Here is an 18315-nt window from a genome sequence, read left to right as displayed (position 1 = left end):
ATCCACATGAACTCAGGCTGAACCCAAGCGTTCCGAAAATTACAAGATTTGCCACATTCGCCGGGCCAGCAGCTCTATACCTTCCGCAACGCGGGCGGAACAGGCGGCATGGACGGCCGTCGCTTCAGAAAAACGGCGCGCCGGACTCGATCAGCACGCCGTTTCACGCAGCTCAATACGAGCTTGTCGGAATCCATATCCTTCGGGTAGCCCCACACTGGTTTATCCGCCGGCCTTTAGGAAGCGTGCGGCTATGTCATAAAGAAACTGCGGCAGCACCGTGAAGGCATAGGGAGCGTAGACCCGTTCCAGCCGCTGATGATACTCGCGGCCCCATGGACCGATGTTCACCACAGGATACGAAAGCGCCTTCGGATTGGCGCGGTCTATGAACTGCGCTGCCGGTGTGTTGGCCGCGATGACTTCACTATCCGCCGCATCCGGCATATGACCGAAGAAACTCATATCGGAAATACCGGCAAAGATTTCACGATACCGGATTGTCGTATCGAACTGACGCTCCGCCTCCAAACGTGCGGTTTCCAGAGCTTCAGCAAAACGCTGTTCCTCTGCCGTTTCATCTCCCATGCGAACATGCGGATAGACGAGACTTCCAAAGCCGATAATCACCGTCGGGCCGGTAACACGCGCCTCAGCGACCATACGGTCCACAAGTTCCCGCGTAATGAGAAGCGGGTTGTCGCTGCTTGAAAGTTCAGCCTCAAGCACCGCGATCCGTTCCAGCGCCGCATCGCCGCCGACGCGCCGAACCTCCTCGCGCAACTCCGCTGTGGTCAGAATTCGGCCCTTGTGATTGACGTTCGCCTCGCTGCCGACCAGCTTTGCAAACCGGCTCGCCTCGACATTGAAATGGGTGATTGCACGATCCAGAGCCTCGCCCACAACCGCCTTGAACCGCTGGAACAATGCGTCGGGCGAGACGGAATGGGTCAGCCAGTTGAATGCAACCCACGTCCGTTCCGGCGTGGTCACTTCATAACCACCACGGAAATCCCGCGCTTCAAGGCAGATAGGAGGCGGCGAAACCTCACCGTCACCCGCGTCGCAGAGAGCCGCATTGGCTTCGACCGCTCGCATGATTTCCGACGCGATGAGATGCGCGCTGACACCTTCGAACGGATAGCTCGCATGGGACGGTTGCCCGACCACGAAAGCAAAGGGAAGCTGTTTGCCGATGGTACCACGATAGATGGCGCGGCCTTCTGCGCCGTCACCCTGATCGCTTGTTGCATCCAGATTGATACCGGCAACGATATCGAGGCCCCAGCGTTCGGCAAGTTCCGGCAGGGCGTCGCGCAGACTGCGCATTCCGCGCGACCCGCGCTCTTCGTCAGGGGTGGCGAACAGGATCAGATTGCCTTCCCGATCCGGCTGCTGCGAGAAACGTTCCAATACAGCGATACCGGCGGCAACCCCGCTCTTCATGTCGAGCATGCCGCGTCCGGGGACATAGTTTCCGCTCTGAAAATCGGCGAGAGCCTTTTCCTCGTTCGGTGCGAGAGGTCGACTGGTAAGATCTGCCAGAAGCGCTTCCAGCAAGGCGTCCGGTTCAAAAGCCAAATGCTTCAAATCGCGATAATTGCCGGTCTCCACCACGTCGAAATGGCCAGCCAGCGCCAAAGTCCGCCGTCCCCTGCCGCGAACGACCGCGATGACGTTTTTGGTCATCGGGAAACCATGACTGTCGATGACGGCAATATCGTCGGGATTTTTCTGGAAATAGGGAATCTCGCGCAAGAGCTCGGCAAGCTTCGGGCCGAACGCTGCCTCGTCCGGTGTTCCGGTTTCGCTTGGCCATTTCACCATGCGATAGGAGAGTTCTCGCACCCGTTCCGTCGGATTCCATTCATTGGGGCTTGCCACGGTCTTTCCTCGCTCAATAGTTCTCCGTCTCCGTACCTTGGGCAAGGCACAGACGGATCTTCACAATCTGGTTTAGCGTCGATTTACTGGTTGAGATGCTTTCTCAGGAACGCTCTCGTTCTTTCATTTTCCGGATTGGTGAAGATCACGTCCGGTTTGCCTTCCTCGACCACCACGCCCTTGTCCATGAACAGCACCTTGTCGGAAACTTCAGCGGCAAAGCGCATTTCATGGGTCACGATCAGCATGGTCATATGCTCCTGCGCGAGCTGTTTCATGACCTGATTGACCTCCTCGACCAGCTCCGGATCGAGCGCTGAAGTCGCTTCGTCAAACAGCATGACCTTCGGTTGCATGGCAAGCGCGCGGGCGATTGCCACACGCTGCTTCTGTCCGCCTGACAGACGCGACGGATACATTGAAGCCTTGTCGGCCAGACCGACTTTCTTCAAAAGCGAAACGGCCAGTTCCTGTGCTTCCTGCTTGCTCTTGCCCTTCAGTTTGATAGGCCCAAGCGTGATGTTCTCCATCACATTGAGATGCGGAAACAGGTTGAAGTGCTGGAAAACCATGCCCATTTGCTGGCGCACGGCATTGATATGCCGCTCGAAGGCACGTCCGCTCAATGGCTGGTTTACCTGAACACCATCCAGCAGTATCTGGCCTGAATTGACTGTTTCCAGATGATTGATCGAGCGAAGCAGCGTGCTTTTACCGGAACCGGAAGGACCGATAATGGCGATGATCTGGCCGCGTTCAACCGACAGGTTGATGCCTTTGAGAACCTCGAGTGCGCCATAAGCCTTGTGGACATCGCGCACTTCCACCATGGGTTTGCTGTTGCTCATCGGTAAGCCTCGACTTTCTTTTCCATCCAGTGCAATCCGGCTTCCAGGATGAGATTGAGTACGTAGAAGATCACTGCGGCAGTGATATAGAATTCAAACGGGCTGTAGGTTTCGCTGATCGCCTGCTGCGATGCGTGAACCAGCTCGGTAATGCCGATTACCGACACAAGCGCCGTGTCTTTCAGAAGAGCAATCAGATTATTGCCCACCTGCGGCAGCGCATTGCGAACGGCTTGTGGCACGATGATGTAGCGCAAGGTCTGGGCGCTGCCGAAACCCAACGAACGTGCGCCCTCATTCTGCCCCGGATCGACAGTCAGGATCGCCGTGCGGAACAGATCGGAATTATAGACCGCAAAATGCAGGCCAAGGCCGATAATACCGGTCCACACGGCAGGAATGTTGATGCCGATCTGCGAGAGGCCGTAATAGAGCAGGAAGAGCTGCAAAAGCAGCGGGGTTCCCATGAAAAGCCAGATGAAGAAGCGGACAGGATAACGCACCAGCCAGTGTCCGTAGAGAACAAGCAAGGCAAAGGCGATGCCGCCGAAGAAGCTGACGATCGATGACGACACTGCAATGATAAGCGTCCACCAGACGCCGGTCATCAGGAGTTCGGTATAGGGCGGGACGATGGAAAAATCGAGTTGCATGAAATCACCGCCTATTTGAGCGCATAGCGGGCTTCGAGAAAATCGACGAAGCGTGCAACGATATAGATGAGGACCATGTAAATGGCGGCGGCGATGCCGAAAATCTCAAACGGACGATAGGTCGAGCCGATGAAACGTTGGGCCGTATAGGTCAATTCAACGACGGAAATCGCCGAAACCAGGGCGGAACCCTTGATCAGCATCACCGTGTTGACCCCCAGAGAGCGGATCATGAGGCGGGCTGCCTGCGGCAGCACCACAAAGCGCATGGACTGCCCGCTGCTGAAGCCGATGGAGCGAGCAGCTTCGTTCTGGCCGCCATCCACCGTCAGAATGGCGCCTCGCATGGCTTCGGCGTAATAGGCGCCGATATTGAGTCCGAGACCGATGGCACCGGCAGCGAAGGGCTCAAGGTTGATGCCGATCTGCGGTCCGCCGAAATAAAGAACGAAAAGTTGCAACAGGCACGGTGTGCCGCGAAACACGCTCACGTAAGCCGTTCCGATGAAACGCAATGGCCAGAAGCGTGACAGTTTCGCGGCAGTGGCAAGTGCACCGACACTCAAACCGATAAGAATGGCGAGCACCGAGATTTCGACGGTAATCAGGGCGGCCTCCAGAAAATATGGAAAGACCTCCGCCATCAAAGAGAAATTCATCATCTCCCCTTTCCTGTCTGGACAACCAAGCCGGAAAGATATGTTGCCGGGACGTTCATTCTAACTGTCGCCCCGGCAAGGGTTCCATAGGGTTAGCGGATGTCGCGACCGATCCACTTCATGGAGATTTTCTCGTAGGTGCCGTCGGCCTTCATGTCGTCGAGGGCCTTGTTGATCGCATCCTTCAGTTCGGGATTCCCCTTGCGCAGAGCAATGCCGACATTGTCGGTGCCCTGAAGCTCGGGGGTGTCGAGCTGGCGAACCTTTTCGCCGCTTTCCTTGATGGCGATCAGGATCGGGATATCATCCGAAGCAATGGCGTCTACACGGCCCGAGCGAAGCTCGAGCAGCAATTCCGGAATGCCCTTATAGGTGCGAACCGTCCAGCCGCCCTGCTCGCGCGCCCACTTGTCGCTGGTTTCGCCAAGTGTAACGGCGATGGTTTTGCCCTGCTTCAGTTCGTCCATGGTCTTGACTGGCGAAGCTTCGGCCACGAAGATTCCTCGGCCACCGCGGTAGTATGGGCCAGCAAAATCGACGGCCTTTTCACGCTCCGGGGTGATGCTCATGCTGCCGACGACCACGTCGAACTTGCCCGCGCGCAGACCCGCAATAATACCATCGAACGCAGTGGTTACGACAATTGGCTTCACACCAAGGCGCTTGGCGATTTCCGTGCCAATATCGACGTCAAAGCCGACAACCTGGTTTTGGCCGTCAACAAAGCTGAATGGCGGAAAAACGCCGCTCATCCCGATACGCAATTCGCCGCTTTGCTTGACCTTTTCGAGATCGTCAGCATGAGCAGGTGCAAGCATCATCAACGCACCGATGCCCGCGGCAATAAGTGAAGACAGAAGAGTTTTCATTTCGTTTTCTCCTAGGTGACCCTAACGCGATCACGGGCAATGCCCGTTCCGAACGCCCGGTCGGGCGCATCTTTCCAGATCACCGACGCCTGACAGGCGGCGGCAAAGCTCTCGGGAAAACAGATTCGGAACGGACAAGACCGTCGCGCCCCGGTTATCCGGGCGCGGGAGAAAGAAAGCTCCATCGATCCACCTCCGAATTCCCCTTGCCGGTTGGGTTGCTGCTTATCCGGCTTGTTGTTTTCAAGCACGCTAACGGAGCAAAGGATCAACGAAAACGCTAATTCTGTATAGAAATGTCCAGTAATCTGCGATAAACGCAATCAAATTGGCGAAATCGTCAAAGGGCGATGTGGCGATGGATGATCTGGACCAGCGATTAATCTCGGAATTGCGTATCAACGCACGCGCGTCGATCCCGACGCTTGCGAGCATTCTTGGGGTGGCGCGGGGCACGGTTCAGAGCCGGATGGAACGCCTGATCGCTTCAGGCGTGATTGCAGGGTTTACGGTCCGGCTGAAAGACCACGGTTCGACCGACATGATCCGCGGCATCATGATGATCGAACTCACCGGACGAAACATCAAAAGCGTGATCGCGACATTGCGTAAAAATCCCGGATTTTCAGCAGTGAACACCACCAACGGAACGTGGGATCTGATCGCCGAGATCGAGGTTCCCAACATGAATGAATTTCACCGGCTTGTAACAGGTATCCGGGCGATGGACGGTATCGCAAAGTCCGAGACGCATCTCTTTCTCGGACCTGCTTAAAATCCCGACTGTTTATTCGGCGGCTTCCGCCACATATCCGAACTGCGTAACGCCTTGCGGCGCGGCGACGCCGGGCAAAACGCGTCCATCATCGATCGGCGCACCCATCTGCGTGGTCATCGGAATGACGCCTGCCCAGATCGGTAGCGCATAATCGGCTTCGTCATCCTTTGGCGGGCCCGAACGGACTTTCGCCGAGGCTTCGTTCAGTTCCAGTTCGAGGAGCATGGTGGCCTTCAACTCCTTTGCCATTATCGGGCGCAGTCCTTCCCAGCGGCCGGGAAAGAGGCCGTTTACGAAACTGCGCAAGTGATGTTCCTTCATCGCGACCTCCGAAACCTTGCGTGCTGTCCCGAAAGCCATGACCGAACGATAATTGCAGGAATGATGAAACGCGGATCGGGCAAGCACCAGCCCGTCGAGCAGCGTAAAGCTGACGCAGACTTCAGCTTCATCGCAGCTTTCCAGCATTCGGCTGGCGGACGACCCATGCCAGTAGATGAAATTGCCTTCTCGCCAGACAAGCGTGGGCGTGACATAGGGCGTTCCGTTGAACACATAGGCGACATGCGCCAAAGGCTGGGCATCGATGATTGCATGAACCGTGGCTGCGTCATAGGCGCCGCGTTCGTGCAGGCGCTTTACGCGGCTGCGTTCGGTGGGGGCTTTCGTCATGGCCGATATTTCTCCTTTATGTCCGGCCAAATTGCCTGCATAGTGGCCTTAATAAAATAGCCACTTCAAGCGATTTCGAAGATGCCAATTTTCAATACACTTCCAGAACTCGGTATAGATCGCACCAGCGATATTCCGCTTACCGCCCAATTGGTAGAGCAGATCAGGCAAGCCGTTCTGGCTGGACGGCTAAAGCCCAATGCCCGGCTGCCGTCCACCCGCGCCTTGTCTTTGGAGCTGGGCTTGTCGCGAACAACTGTCCTCGCAGCATTCGATCAGTTGATTGCCGAAGGCTATCTGGAGGGACGGCTGGGGTCGGGCACCCATGTCACTGCGGAGCTTCCCGATAGTAGCCTGACCGTAAATCAACTGCCCGTCCGCGTAATAAGCCAGCCGCAGATTCATCAGGAGCACCCGAAACCCTTTCGCCTCGGCGTGTTCGACAGCGAGCATTTCCCTCACGATGAGTGGGGAAAACTACTGGGGCGCATCTGGCGCAAGCCTTCCCCGGACCTGTTGAGCAGCGACGATATATTTGGATTTTATCCTTTGCGTTCATCGTTGGCCCGGCATTTGCACGAATGGCGCGGCATGATCGTGTCGCCGGAGCAGATCATCATAACCGGCGGCAGCGCAGACGCCTTTTCACTCGTCCGGGAAGCATTGTTCGCCCCTGGCGACAGGCTGTGGATGGAAGAACCGGGATATCCACCGGCGCGCAAAATCCTGGGTGTCAATGGCCTCGACATCATTCCTGTGCCGGTTGATGGCGCAGGCCTCGACGTTTCCGCCGGCCGGGACAAGGCTGACGATGCGCGCGGCGCTTTCGTTACACCTGCGCGACATCACCCGACAGGCGTAACCATGACATTGGGGCGCCGTCTGGAATTGATTGCCTGGGCAAGAGAACGGGACGCGATAATCATCGAGGACGATTACGATAGCGAGCATCGTTATGTAGGCCAGCCTCTCCCGGCACTGTTGTCGCTGGACCCTGACCGTATTCTTTATATCGGGAGCTTCTCCAAGGTCTTCTCGCCTCTCTTGCGGCTCGGTTTTCTGATCGTGCCGTCGCATAAAGTGGCCCAATTTCGAGAATTGCGGCAGACTTTGTTTCCCGCGCCTTCGCCGCTGGCACAGCCAGCTCTAGCCGCATTTATTGAAACAGGAGCTTTTGCGCAGCACATAAGACGTATGCGCCGCATCCATGCCTCGCGCCGCCGTAAACTCATAGCAGCACTTGCACCCGGTGAACCGGACCTGTTTCGAATTGAAGCCCCACCTGCCGGACTATCCTTGCTGCTAGCTTTGCCAGACGGGCAAAGCGACATAGATCTCGCATCCGTTCTGGCAGAGGCTGACATTGAGGTTCATCCGCTATCGACGCTTTTTACGAAACTGACACCGCGTCAGGGGCTTATCCTCGGTTTTTCAGGCTTTGATGAAACCACATTGGAGAAATCTGCAACAGCCTTGATAAAAATTCTCAAACAGTCGATTTAGAGCCTTCGCATTAGCAATTTCGTAAACTTTGGATTCAGCTTTTCCCCGTAAGCTTTGAATAGCAATTAGCTCGGGAGGAGCGTTGCAGCCCATTTGTTTTGCGTTACGGGTGCTCATGCGTTCTTCGGTTGTATCAGTCATTGCCCTTGCCTGCGCCGCTTTGACGGGCTGTACGTCAAGCTCGGGCGTCGACAGCATCATGCTCCAGTCGAAAACCTCGGCCGAGACCACAAGTTCGGTGGTCCGCCCGGTTCCACCCGCCCCCTTGAGCGAAATGGCGAGCACGCCCCAGCCAATGCCTCCGGCAAGTCAGGAAGAAGTGCTGGCATGGGCTGGCCCTATTCCAGATGCCGGTCCGTTCAAGGCGGAGCCGCCAGCTCCCCTTACGCCGCGACCACAGCCACAGGAACGTCCGCAGGCCCGGATTTCGGTGCCCACGCCGGAGGTTGCAGCCTATCCGCCTGTTCGCCTTGCACCGCAGGAGCGCTCCAAAATTTACAGCCATCGCTTTCGCGATGCGAAACCCATCAATTTCGGGCGCTCGTCGCCGCGCAAGCTGGCAGTGCATGGCGTGGACGTATCGCGCTGGCAGGGCGATATTGATTGGGCGAAACTGCGCACGCAGGGCGCAAACTTCGCCTATATCAAGGCAACCGACGGCGGAGATCATCTCGACCCCATGTTCCGCAAGAACTGGCGCGAGGCGAAGGCGGCAGGCATCAAGCGTGGCGCCTATCACTTCTTCTATTGGTGCCGTGTAGCAAGCCAGCAGGCCGATTGGTTCATCCGCAATGTTCCCAAGGAAGCCGATGCGCTTCCTCCAGTCATCGATGTGGAATGGAACGGCGATTCTTCCTGCAAGAGACGGCCATCTCCGGCACAGGTGCGGGAAAAGATGCAGGTCTTCATGGACAAGCTGGAGCAGCATTATGGCAAGCGACCGATCATCTATACTGCCCCGGATTTCTACGACGACAATTTGAAAGGTGCTTTCACCAATTATCCTTTCTGGTTGCGTGCAGTTGCCCAGCATCCGTCCAAGGTCTATCCGGGGCGCCCATGGACCTTCTGGCAGTATTCTGGATCGGGCCTGTCGCAGGGCGTTAACGGCAAGATCGACCTCAACGTCTTCCACGGTTCGGAAGACGACTGGCACAGATGGCTGGCGCGTGCAGCCAGCTAATGGCCCTCGAAGCTGGCAAGACGCCCGTTTGAATGTTATGAGATCATATCAGGGATAACCGAAGCTTTGCCTCGAAACCCGGCATGCAACATCGCCATGCCGGGACATTGGTCGCCCGCATGGTGTTACCATGAAAGGGACGACAAACATGGACATCCGGATATTTGTGCTGGCGCTGGCGACGTTCGTTACCGGCACCGCCGAGAATATCATTGTAGGTATTCTTCCAGGCATCGCCAGCGGCTTGGACGTTTCCGTCAGCGCCGCTGGCCAACTGACGTCTATTTTCTCGATTACCTTTGCGCTTGCCGCTCCGCTGCTGCTCATCCTCACTACGCGGCTTGAGCGGAAAGCTATTCTGGTCTCTGCGTTGGGTGTTTTCATCGCGAGCAATATCGCCGCGAGCTTGAGCCCCAACTACGGGGTCCTGTTTGCCGCGCGTATCGGGATGGCTGCGGCAAGCGCAGCCGTTTGCCTGATTGCCACGATGCTGGCGACGGAATTGGTCGATCCGGCAATGCGCGGGCGCGCCATCGGAATCATATTCATGGGTATCAGCGGATCGATGGTTGCAGGTGTCCCCACAGGAATGATTGTCAATGAGTGGCTGGGCTGGCGCGCAGTTTTCTTGTGCCTCGCATCCGCAGCAGCCTTGGTTCAGCTCCTTTCAATGTGGGCATTGGCCAGCACGGGGCGCAGCCAGCGCGGCTTGCCGCCCTATATGCCGCACCTGAGGTCCTTCCGGCTGGTATCGGCGCAGCTGGTTTCCATCCTCATGATTGGCGGCCACTTCGTGCTGTTCGCTTATCTCGCACCCTACCTTCTGGAAGCAGTGCATATCTCTTCGCAGAGAATTATATGGGCCATGCTGGCTTTTGGACTGGCCGGCATGACAGGTGGCTATCTCGGCGGTCTGCTCGCCGATAAGCTATCGCCGCGACTGGCCGTCGTGCTGACACCGTTCCTCTACCTGACGGCGTTGATGGCGATACCGTTTGCGATCAGCTCCAGCACTGCTTTCGGTGCGGTATTGATGATCTGGGCTTGTTTGAGCTGGATGATATCACCGGTGGTACAAAGTTTTCTCATTGCGACCGATCCCGAAACGGCAGAGGCCGGTGTCGGGATCAACCTCTCCGCCATGCATCTGGGCGTGGCCTTGGGCACGGCGACAGGCGGGCTTGCGTTAGAATACATATCGTTGCAGACCCTGCCCTGGACAGGGTCCGTTCTGGTCGCGCTGTCCTTGCTATGCGCTCTTAACGCTTCCCGATCTTTTCAAGGTCGTATGGCGTCGATTGGTACATCTCGTTGATCCAGTTTCCGAACAGAAGATGCGCGTGGCTGCGCCAGCGATTTTCCGGCTGGCGCGTCGCGTCGTCTCCGGGGAAATAGTTTGCCGGAACCTTCGTGTCAGGCTGGACCTGAATGTCGCGGAAATACTCATCGGCAAGCGATGTGGTGTCATACTCCACATGATTGAACATATGCAGTGAGCGGTGAAGCGGGTCGTCCAACAGGCAGAGGCCCGTCTCCGGACTGTCAACCAGCACCTTCAGCCCGCTATTCGCTGGAATGTCGCTTTTGCGTACCTCGGTCCAGCGTGAAACCGGGATTTTGAAATCGTCTGAAAATCCGCGGAGGTATGGCGAAGACGGCGCAAGGTTGCGCTGGCTATAGACACCTGACGCCTTGTTCGGCAGTTCATACTTGCCCATGCCATGGAAATGATGCACAGCGGCCTGCGCCGCCCAACATATATTCAACGTCCGGTGCACATGGGTCTGGGTCCAGTCGAAAACACGCTGCATTTCGTCCCAATAGGTAACTTCCTCGAATTCGAGACGCTCGACCGGAGCACCCGTGATGACAAAGCCATCAAAGCGTTGATCCTGCACGTCTTCCCATGGCTGATAGAAGGACAGCATGTGATCGGCGGGCGTGTGGCGCGCCACATGATTGGTGATCCGAACAAGGGTCAGCTCCACCTGCAACGGCGTCGCGCCGAGAAGGCGCGCAATCTGCGTCTCGGTGGTGACCTTGTTAGGCATCAGGTTGAGAAGACCGATCTTCAGCGGACGAATATCCTGACGAATGGCATCTGCTTCTCGCATCACCATAACGCCCTCGGCCTCGAGAACACTGGTTGCTGGCAGATCGTCAGGAATTTTAATCGGCATGTCGCGTCGGTCCCTAGTTTATGTTGGAGCTGACGCGAGTGGCTTCATCCGTATATTTGCCGGTTTGGCCACATCCTCCCTTTAAAGAGAGTACCACCTTGCCCGGAGAGGCAGGTTGGCGTTGGGCGTCGCCCCAACTCTTGATGTGATGTCACTTCTACTCAAACTCTTTCGGAGTAGCAATAGGGTTTAGATGTCACCTCGAAGTGTATAGGAATTTCCTTTTCCACGAACTGGCCGGAGCGCACAAGCAGCACCGCCGCAGACGCGGAATTTGGAATCAACGACCTTTATATATGGCCGATTGCGGCTTTTAGCTCCCTTACGCGCCGGGCTGACGTTCGAAAGGATCGTTCTGCAGCGAAACCGAAGGCGATTGCACGAGAATCCTTTTCTTCGACTGAAACGCGACATGAAGCATGAACTTCCGTCGCGCCGGTTACTTCTAGTATCCGACCTATATTTCCCGGACTGACGCCGCTGCCTGGCATGATGCTGATGCGCTTGTCGGCTATTCCCGCCAGCCGCCGCAAGTTGTCCAGTCCGTCTTCCGCGGTTCGCGAAAGACCGGATGTCAGGATGCGTTCGAAGCCGAGCGCAACTGCCTGCTCCAGCGCTCTTTCTGCTTCGGGCACGAGATCAAAGGCGCGGTGGAGCGTGGTTCCGAGACCTTTTGCTTCCGCGATCAGTCTTTCCAGCAAGGCAACATCCAGGGAACCGTCCCCGAGCGAAGCGCCCAGGACGACGCCTGCCAAACCGGCATTTCTGGCATTGTTGATATCTGCCGCCATGATGGCTTCGTCTTCAGCCGAGAAACAAAAGCTGCCCGCACGGGGCCGGATCATAGCGTAGACTGGAATCGGCACTTTTGAAGCAAGCTCCATCAATGCCTGCGAGGGCGTCAAGCCGCCCAGGTCAAGGGCGGAACAGAGTTCGATGCGATCCGCGCCGCCTTCGATCGCCGAATGTAGGCCTTCGGCGCTATCCACGCAGACTTCGAGTAACACGCTCACGCCTGATGCCCCAATATTGCTGCCCCGACCAAACTGCCGTCGCTGCCGAATATTCCGGGAACGACTATAGGCTGCTCCGTCTTGCGCAGGATTCGGGCTCTCACCGCCTCGTCAATCGCTGAAATCAGCTCGGACGCCGTGGCAAGTCCGCCACCTACCGGAATGATCGATGTGCCGGTTATGTTGACAACGGCAGCCAGCGGATCGGCAACCAGCTGGAGATAGGCGGAGACTGTCCTCGTAGCCTTCTCGCAGCCGGCGAGCCAGTCCTGTATAATCCCATGACTCGTTGCATCGGCAGCGTTCAGAAAGCGATGCAGTCTCTCGATCCCGCGCGCGCCGCCAATGGTATCGACACAACCGCTTTGCCCGCAGCCGCAACTGAAGCGCGGGACCGCTACAGCCTGTCCGTTAATCTCTACGGATGTGTTGAGGATCGGACCGTGTCCCCATTCGCCTGTCAGTCCGCCCTTACCTCGAACCAACCGACCATCGACAACCAGCCCGCCGCCGACGCCTGTGCCAAGTACGGCACAGAAAACAATGTCGTGTCCTTTACCCGCCCCTTCGATCGCTTCGGCAAGCGCCAGACAGTCGGCATCATTGGCCGCGATGACCCGACGTTGCAATCGCTCGCCAAGTTCCACGCTCAGCCTGTGACCTGTAATGCAGGGAATATTTGCCGACAGAGCAGTCATCGTGTCCGGATCGACCAAACCGGCGATGGAGAGAGCAAGTGGCCACTCGTCGTTCGACGCGTGAGTCCGCAGTACGGTTTCCAGCGCGCGACCAAATTCGTCCCAGCTGTCAGCTGGAGTGGGCAATTTTTCGAGAAGCTCGATATTTCCCGGATGGGTGGAGCGCGCAAGCCGAATGAAGGACCCACCGACATCTGCCGAGAGAACAGTCCCAGACCTTTGAGACTGACGCGCCCTTCTTTCCTGCATGGGTCGATCTTCCGCCGATAGGTTTCGATGTAGCATCCAATCATCGTAAATGTATCGGCAGTCAATCGCGGAGTGCAGTATTTCTACGGTTTCGACGCGACGAGCGAGATGCTCACGCCTTGCGGGTCCCTGCATTGAACAACCCATTCGCCGTTCGGCACTTCCATCGGTTCTTGCAGGACGGTTCCGCCAAGAGACTTGACCCTGCTGGCTGCATCCTTGATCCCTTCCACCATGAAGTAGAAACCCCAGCCGACCGGTGTGCCGGGAGGTGCGGTCATGATGCCGCCGTGATCGGCGCCGTCGACGCTGAATATCTTGTAATTGCCCATAGGCCCCATGTCGAAATTGCGCGAGAGTTTCCAGCCAAACACCTTCTCATAGAAAGGAAATACCGTCTCGCAGTCCTTCGCATGGAGTTCGTGCCATCCTGGATGTCCCGGTTTGCGCGAACCGAAGTCAGCTGGAGCCGGCATGTCGCCCATCGGCTCGAAAAGCGCAAAGACACCGCCTTGCGGGTCGGACACGATAGCAAACCGCCCGATATTCGGGATATCCTGCGGTGCTCTGAGAACCTTCCCGCCTTCCGCTTCAACTTTTCGGGCGTAGTCGTCGGCATTCCCAACACCGACATAACCGAGCCATCCCGGTTGGCCTCCGCAATCCTCCTTCGGCATGTCCGCAATCGACATCATGCCCGCGATCATGCATCCGGGTACCTCAAACAACGTATATTTCATGCCGGGAACGCCGGCGTCCTTCGCGGCCCAGCCGACGACTTTTGTATAAAAATCCTGCGCATTGTCCGTATCGGTCGTCATAAGTTCGTACCAGACGAACGGAGATGAGCCCTGTTTCATTGAATGTACTCCCTCGGATTATCTTGCGTTCGGACGATCAGCCGCAGCAGCTATGTTTGGAGGCCTTTGTTTCGTATTCATCATGCCGTTTGACGAAATGCATGGTCCCGTTTTCGTTGCGGCCCTTGGGGGCACGGTCGAGGATCATCAGAGTGCCTATCCACTCCTCGATGCCACGGGCATAGCTGGAATAGGTGTGATAGATCGTGCCGTTTTCGTCTTTGTAGAAAGCGCTCATCCCGGGCAGTTCATCGAAGGCATCTTTCGCAGGAAGCTTGTCGAAATTATAGAACACCTGATTGTTTTCGAGTTCGTCCTTCGTGAAGGAAACATGATAATCGAAATTGAAATCGCTGCCTTCAGACGAAACCCACGGAAAATGCCATCCCATCCGCTTCTTGTAGGCTTCAAGTTTTGCCAGCGGTCCGCGCGAAACTGCAACAAGCGTGACATCGTGATTGTTGAGATGCGTCACCGCGCCGTCAAAATTGTCCGCAAGGAACGAGCATCCCGTGCAGCCTTGATCCCAATCAGGTCCGAACATGAAATGGTAGATCAGCAACTGGCTGCGCCCATCGAACAGATCGGAAAGGTTTTTCCGCCCCGAAGGCGTATCGAACATGTAATCCTTGTCGACCTTCACCCACGGCAGGGCTTGCCGCTCTCGATTAACCTTGTCGCGCAGATGCGTGGCTTCTTTCTCGCTTGCCAGAAGCGCGCGCCGCGCGTCCAGCCAGACTTCTCGGGATACGACCTCATTCATGGTGCAAGCCCTCCTCCGGCTTTTGCTCCCGCCCGTCGATTTCAATCTTCTAGCTTGACGATTTACATTGATATCAATATTAATAAGCCATGTCAAATAGCCACGATGTACCATTTGCAACAACGATTCTGGTTCGAGATACCTGCCTTTGCTTGCATGTTCAGCGCGCCGCCCGCGCCCTCGCCCGCCGCTTTGACGATGCCCTGCGTCCAGTGGGGCTAACAAACGGTCAGTTCTCCTTGATGATGTCGCTCAATCGTCCGGCGCCTCCGCCAATGAAGCCGGTTGCGGAGCTTCTGGCGATGGATCAGACAACGCTGACAGCAGCGCTGAAGCCGTTGCGGCGGCAAGGCTGGGTGGAAATCGTCGTAAACCCCGACGACAGGCGTGAGCGGTTGTTGCAACTTACAGCGGAAGGAAAAGCTGCTCTTGCGGCAGCCGTACCAATATGGGAGGCAACGCATTCGGAAATTGAGAAGCAGCTTAAAAACGGCAATGCCGATAACGTGCGGGGCGAGTTGCTGGCGCTCTCATCATTCTGATGGTATAAAACGCGAACCTTCAAAGAAATGACTGCAAAATTAATTACGCAATGCCTTTAACACATGGGACGCAGGCATAAATATATTTAAATAGATCTTAACCGCGTTGTAACTATCATTTTCCATTTTTAGACGAAAGCAGGCCAAAATAATGAGCGAAAAGCGCGTCCCCCATCTTATTGTCGTCGGTGCCGGTTTTGGCGGATTGCAACTGATCCACGACCTCAAAAACGTCGATATCAGGATAACGCTGATTGATCAGCGCAATCATCATCTTTTCCAGCCGCTTTTGTATCAGGTTGCAACAACTATCCTCGCTACGTCAGAGATCGCCTGGCCGATCCGCCACCTGTTTCGCGACCGCAAGGAAGTGACGACGTTGCTGGGAACGGTTACGGATGTTGATACCGAACGCCATCAGGTGCAGCTGGAAAACGGCACGGAAATTTCATACGACATGCTTGTACTCGCCACAGGAGCGCGCCATGCCTATTTTGGCAATGACCAATGGGAAGCGCTGGCACCGGGACTGAAGGCGCTTGAGGATGCAACCACCATTCGCCGCCGCCTGCTTTTAGCTTTTGAGCGGGCCGAACGCGAATCCGATGAGGCAAAACGGAAGGCGCTGCTGACATTTGCAATCGTTGGTGGCGGGCCGACCGGCGTGGAACTTGCAGGCATTATCGCAGAGCTTGCCAAGCAAACTATATGGCCAGAATTCCGTAATATCGACACGCGGCAAACGCGCGTCATGCTGCTTGAAGCGGGGCCGCGCATTCTGGCAGCCTTTCCTGAGGATCTGTCCAATTATGCATTGAAGGCGCTGGAAAAACTGGGGGTGGAAGTGCGGCTCGGGATTCCGGTTAAGGATATAACAGCCGAGGGCGTTACAGTCGGCGAGGAGTTCGTTCCATGTCGTACGGCAATCTGGGCGGCAGGCGTCGCCGCTTCCCCAGCTGCGACGTGGCTTGGCGCTGAGAGCGATCGCGCAGGCCGCGTGAAGGTTCTGTCCAACCTTAACGTTCCCGGCCATGAAGATATCTTCGTCATCGGCGATACGGCTTGGGTTGAGGGACCGGACGGCAAGCCGGTTCCTGGCATAGCGCCTGCCGCCAAACAGCAAGGCGCCTATGTTGCTACAGTCATAAAAAGCCGTATCGAAGGACAAACGCCGCCCATGCCGTTCCGTTACAAGCATCAGGGCAATCTCGCCACCATTGGCAGAGGCGCTGCTGTGGTCGATATGGGCCGCTTCAAGCTGAAAGGCATCATCGCCTGGTGGTTCTGGGGCATCGCGCACATCTTTTTTCTCATTGGCACGAGAAGTCGTGCCGCCGTCGCGTGGAGCTGGCTGTGGACCTATATTTCCGGCCAGCATAGCGCCCGGCTGATCACACAGGGCAAACCTGTCGAACGATGAATACGAAATGGCCCGCGACAAGCGGGCCGTTTCTTTTCAAGTCATCACTATTATTCGGCGGGTTCCAGCTGCGGAGCAACGTCTGTGACGAGAGGCGCTCCGTTCATCGCTGCGGCCAGCTTGTCCGCATCGAGCTCATTTTCCCAACGCGCCACTACAATGGTTGCCACTGCGTTGCCGACGAGGTTTGTCAGCGCCCGGCATTCCGACATGAAGCGATCGATGCCGAGGATCAGGGCCATGCCTGCAACGGGAACCGCGGGAACGACGGACAAAGTCGCCGCCAGTGTAATGAACCCCGCGCCTGTAATACCGGCCGCCCCCTTGGAGCTCAGCATGGCCACCAGCAGCAGCAAAATCTGATCGCCCAGAGACAGTGGAATATCCGTCGCCTGCGCAATGAAAAGCGCCGCCAATGTCATGTAGATATTGGTGCCATCCAGATTGAACGAATAGCCGGTCGGAATGACCAGCCCCACGACCGAACGCTTGCAGCCGGCCTTTTCCATCTTGTCCATCAGCGCCGGGAGCGCCGCTTCAGATGAAGAAGTGCCCAGAACCAGAAGCAGTTCTTCCTTGATGTAGCGAATGAGCGCGAGGATTGAGAAACCATTGTAGCGGGCGACCGCTCCCAGAACGACAAGCACGAACAAGACGGACGTGAGATAGAATGTACCGATCAACAGCGCGAGATTAGCAATCGAACCGATGCCATATTTGCCTATGGTGAACGCCATTGCGCCAAAAGCACCGATTGGCGCGGCCTTCATCAGTATCGCAACCAGTTTGAAAACCGGCGCGGTCAAGACATGAAGGAAATCGGTAACCGGCTTGCCCTTGTCTCCGACCAGAGCCAATGCGATACCGAACAAAACCGAGAAGAACAGCACTTGCAGAATGTCGCCATCAGCGAATGCGCCGACAATTGTCGTCGGAATTATGTTGCTCAGGAAGCCCGTAATGGTCTGTTCGTGCGCCTTGGCCGCATAATTGGCAACGGCCTTTGGATCGAGCGAAGCCGGGTCGATATGCATGCCCGAACCCGGCTGCACAAGGTTGGCAACGACAAGCCCGACAATCAGGGCGAATGTCGAGAATGTCAGGAAGTAGATCATCGCCTTACCGGCAACACGACCGACCTTCTTCATGTCGGTCATACCGGCGATGCCGGTTGCAACGGTTAGGAAGATAACCGGTGCGATGATCATTTTCACGAGCTTGATGAACGCATCGCCAAGCGGTTTCAGCTGTGTGCCCAGTTCGGGATAAAAATGCCCAAGGAGAATACCGGCAGCAATAGCCGCCAAAACCTGTACATAAAGATGCTTGTAAAAGGGGATGGGACCGCGCGGCGAAGCCGCGGTGCCCGTCGGTACTGCAATCATGACGTCCTCCGTTCGGCCCAGTCTGGACCTAGGTCCAACCTCCCGAGCCATTCAGTCTCAAGTTTCAGCGATCAGAACCGCTGCTGAGCTGATTGCAATGTCCGTGCCAGTTTGCGGGCAGCCCCTAACCCTTTGTTTTAGTGAGACTAAAAATGC

18 protein-coding genes and 1 riboswitch are annotated in these 18315 nt (G+C 56.4%); of the genes, 6 read left to right on the top strand and 12 right to left on the bottom strand.

From position 1 onward, the window contains the following. Window positions 1-222 precede the first annotated feature (222 nt). From F9K78_RS14385 to F9K78_RS14365, 5 genes are all read right to left on the bottom strand, one after another. Window positions 223-1827: a M20/M25/M40 family metallo-hydrolase gene (locus F9K78_RS14385; protein WP_121985236.1), complete on the bottom strand. Its 1605-nt coding sequence runs from the start codon at window positions 1825-1827 to the stop codon at window positions 223-225. Between the two features lie 140 nt (window positions 1828-1967). Beyond that, entirely contained in the window at window positions 1968-2732 is a 765-nt protein-coding gene (locus F9K78_RS14380) for an amino acid ABC transporter ATP-binding protein (RefSeq protein WP_121985090.1), read from the bottom strand. Further along, window positions 2729-3385: an amino acid ABC transporter permease gene (locus F9K78_RS14375; RefSeq protein WP_121981562.1), complete on the bottom strand. Its 657-nt coding sequence runs from the start codon at window positions 3383-3385 to the stop codon at window positions 2729-2731. The genes F9K78_RS14380 and F9K78_RS14375 overlap by 4 nt, the downstream gene beginning before the upstream one ends. An 11-nt stretch (window positions 3386-3396) precedes the next feature. Then, window positions 3397-4044: an amino acid ABC transporter permease gene (locus tag F9K78_RS14370; protein WP_121985237.1), complete on the bottom strand. Its 648-nt coding sequence runs from the start codon at window positions 4042-4044 to the stop codon at window positions 3397-3399. Between the two features lie 92 nt (window positions 4045-4136). Continuing rightward, window positions 4137-4913, bottom strand: coding sequence for an ABC transporter substrate-binding protein (locus F9K78_RS14365; protein ID WP_121985091.1), 777 nt, complete (start codon window positions 4911-4913; stop codon window positions 4137-4139). Window positions 4914-5271: 358 nt separating this feature from the next. On the opposite strand from F9K78_RS14365, the gene F9K78_RS14360 reads away from it, so the two are divergent. Next, window positions 5272-5688, top strand: a complete 417-nt coding sequence (locus tag F9K78_RS14360) for an Lrp/AsnC family transcriptional regulator (RefSeq protein WP_121981565.1) — start codon at window positions 5272-5274, stop codon at window positions 5686-5688. A gap of 12 nt (window positions 5689-5700) precedes the next feature. Here the strand turns inward: F9K78_RS14360 and F9K78_RS14355 are convergent, their stop codons facing one another. After that, a complete protein-coding gene (locus F9K78_RS14355; RefSeq protein ID WP_121985092.1) occupies window positions 5701-6363 on the bottom strand; it encodes a pyridoxamine 5'-phosphate oxidase family protein in 663 nt (220 codons plus the stop codon). 81 nt (window positions 6364-6444) lie between these two features. Here F9K78_RS14355 and pdxR point away from each other — a divergent pair, with 81 nt between their 5' ends. The 3 genes from pdxR (at window position 6445) to F9K78_RS14340 (ending at window position 10364) form a co-directional block, all read left to right on the top strand. Further along, a complete protein-coding gene (gene pdxR, locus F9K78_RS14350; RefSeq protein WP_121985093.1) occupies window positions 6445-7866 on the top strand; it encodes a MocR-like pyridoxine biosynthesis transcription factor PdxR in 1422 nt (473 codons plus the stop codon). Between the two features lie 115 nt (window positions 7867-7981). Further along, window positions 7982-9049 (top strand): glycoside hydrolase family 25 protein, encoded by a 1068-nt coding sequence (locus tag F9K78_RS14345; RefSeq protein WP_121985094.1) that lies wholly within the window; start codon window positions 7982-7984, stop codon window positions 9047-9049. A 166-nt stretch (window positions 9050-9215) separates the two neighbouring features. Further along, a complete protein-coding gene (locus F9K78_RS14340) occupies window positions 9216-10364 on the top strand; it encodes an MFS transporter (RefSeq protein ID WP_235925430.1) in 1149 nt (382 codons plus the stop codon). Here the strand turns inward: F9K78_RS14340 and metA are convergent. The 5 genes from metA to F9K78_RS14315 all read right to left on the bottom strand — a co-directional run bounded on the left by metA (window position 10309) and on the right by F9K78_RS14315 (window position 14812). Beyond that, on the bottom strand, window positions 10309-11229 hold the full coding sequence (gene metA, locus F9K78_RS14335) for a homoserine O-acetyltransferase MetA (RefSeq protein ID WP_121985096.1): 921 nt from the start codon (window positions 11227-11229) through the stop codon (window positions 10309-10311). The two genes, F9K78_RS14340 and metA, sit on opposite strands and share 56 nt — an antisense overlap. A gap of 42 nt (window positions 11230-11271) precedes the next feature. After that, window positions 11272-11381, bottom strand: a riboswitch (SAM-I-IV-variant riboswitch). A 138-nt stretch (window positions 11382-11519) separates the two neighbouring features. Further along, window positions 11520-12242 carry a copper homeostasis protein CutC gene (locus F9K78_RS14330; RefSeq protein WP_121985097.1) on the bottom strand — a complete coding sequence of 241 codons (723 nt, stop codon included), beginning with the start codon at window positions 12240-12242 and terminating at the stop codon, window positions 11520-11522. After that, window positions 12239-13189 carry an ROK family protein gene (locus F9K78_RS14325; protein ID WP_121985098.1) on the bottom strand — a complete coding sequence of 317 codons (951 nt, stop codon included), beginning with the start codon at window positions 13187-13189 and terminating at the stop codon, window positions 12239-12241. Before F9K78_RS14325 ends, F9K78_RS14330 begins: the two co-directional genes overlap by 4 nt. An 83-nt stretch (window positions 13190-13272) precedes the next feature. Next, complete coding sequence (locus F9K78_RS14320) at window positions 13273-14049, bottom strand: VOC family protein (protein ID WP_121985099.1); 777 nt, start codon at window positions 14047-14049, stop codon at window positions 13273-13275. A 37-nt stretch (window positions 14050-14086) separates the two neighbouring features. Then, entirely contained in the window at window positions 14087-14812 is a 726-nt protein-coding gene (locus tag F9K78_RS14315) for a DUF899 domain-containing protein (protein WP_121981574.1), read from the bottom strand. An 89-nt stretch (window positions 14813-14901) separates the two neighbouring features. On the opposite strand from F9K78_RS14315, the gene F9K78_RS14310 reads away from it, so the two are divergent. Together F9K78_RS14310 and F9K78_RS14305 are read left to right on the top strand one after the other, a co-directional pair. Further along, window positions 14902-15354: a MarR family winged helix-turn-helix transcriptional regulator gene (locus F9K78_RS14310; RefSeq protein ID WP_121985100.1), complete on the top strand. Its 453-nt coding sequence runs from the start codon at window positions 14902-14904 to the stop codon at window positions 15352-15354. 151 nt (window positions 15355-15505) lie between these two features. Further along, window positions 15506-16774 carry an NAD(P)/FAD-dependent oxidoreductase gene (locus F9K78_RS14305; protein WP_121985101.1) on the top strand — a complete coding sequence of 423 codons (1269 nt, stop codon included), beginning with the start codon at window positions 15506-15508 and terminating at the stop codon, window positions 16772-16774. A gap of 50 nt (window positions 16775-16824) precedes the next feature. Here the strand turns inward: F9K78_RS14305 and F9K78_RS14300 are convergent, their stop codons facing one another. Beyond that, entirely contained in the window at window positions 16825-18159 is a 1335-nt protein-coding gene (locus F9K78_RS14300; protein WP_121985102.1) for a dicarboxylate/amino acid:cation symporter, read from the bottom strand. Between the last annotated feature and the right edge of the window lie 156 nt (window positions 18160-18315).

The sequence above is a fragment of the Brucella pseudintermedia genome (genome assembly GCF_008932435.1).
GTDB classification, from domain to species: Bacteria; Pseudomonadota; Alphaproteobacteria; order Rhizobiales; family Rhizobiaceae; genus Brucella; species Brucella pseudintermedia.
Note: the sequence above shows the minus strand (reverse complement) of the source record. Positions and strands in the feature narration are given on the sequence as shown.

Coding starts and splice junctions, on each gene's coding strand:
- F9K78_RS14385 (WP_121985236.1), bottom strand. CDS start 1,827: ATGGTGAAATGGCCAAGCGAAACCGGAACACCGGACGAGGCAGCGTTC.
- F9K78_RS14380 (WP_121985090.1), bottom strand. CDS start 2,732: ATGAGCAACAGCAAACCCATGGTGGAAGTGCGCGATGTCCACAAGGCT.
- F9K78_RS14375 (WP_121981562.1), bottom strand. CDS start 3,385: ATGCAACTCGATTTTTCCATCGTCCCGCCCTATACCGAACTCCTGATG.
- F9K78_RS14370 (WP_121985237.1), bottom strand. CDS start 4,044: ATGAATTTCTCTTTGATGGCGGAGGTCTTTCCATATTTTCTGGAGGCC.
- F9K78_RS14365 (WP_121985091.1), bottom strand. CDS start 4,913: ATGAAAACTCTTCTGTCTTCACTTATTGCCGCGGGCATCGGTGCGTTG.
- F9K78_RS14360 (WP_121981565.1), top strand. CDS start 5,272: ATGGATGATCTGGACCAGCGATTAATCTCGGAATTGCGTATCAACGCA.
- F9K78_RS14355 (WP_121985092.1), bottom strand. CDS start 6,363: ATGACGAAAGCCCCCACCGAACGCAGCCGCGTAAAGCGCCTGCACGAA.
- pdxR (WP_121985093.1), top strand. CDS start 6,445: ATGCCAATTTTCAATACACTTCCAGAACTCGGTATAGATCGCACCAGC.
- F9K78_RS14345 (WP_121985094.1), top strand. CDS start 7,982: ATGCGTTCTTCGGTTGTATCAGTCATTGCCCTTGCCTGCGCCGCTTTG.
- metA (WP_121985096.1), bottom strand. CDS start 11,229: ATGCCGATTAAAATTCCTGACGATCTGCCAGCAACCAGTGTTCTCGAG.
- F9K78_RS14325 (WP_121985098.1), bottom strand. CDS start 13,189: ATGCAGGAAAGAAGGGCGCGTCAGTCTCAAAGGTCTGGGACTGTTCTC.
- F9K78_RS14320 (WP_121985099.1), bottom strand. CDS start 14,049: ATGAAACAGGGCTCATCTCCGTTCGTCTGGTACGAACTTATGACGACC.
- F9K78_RS14315 (WP_121981574.1), bottom strand. CDS start 14,812: ATGAATGAGGTCGTATCCCGAGAAGTCTGGCTGGACGCGCGGCGCGCG.
- F9K78_RS14310 (WP_121985100.1), top strand. CDS start 14,902: ATGTCAAATAGCCACGATGTACCATTTGCAACAACGATTCTGGTTCGA.
- F9K78_RS14305 (WP_121985101.1), top strand. CDS start 15,506: ATGAGCGAAAAGCGCGTCCCCCATCTTATTGTCGTCGGTGCCGGTTTT.
- F9K78_RS14300 (WP_121985102.1), bottom strand. CDS start 18,159: ATGATTGCAGTACCGACGGGCACCGCGGCTTCGCCGCGCGGTCCCATC.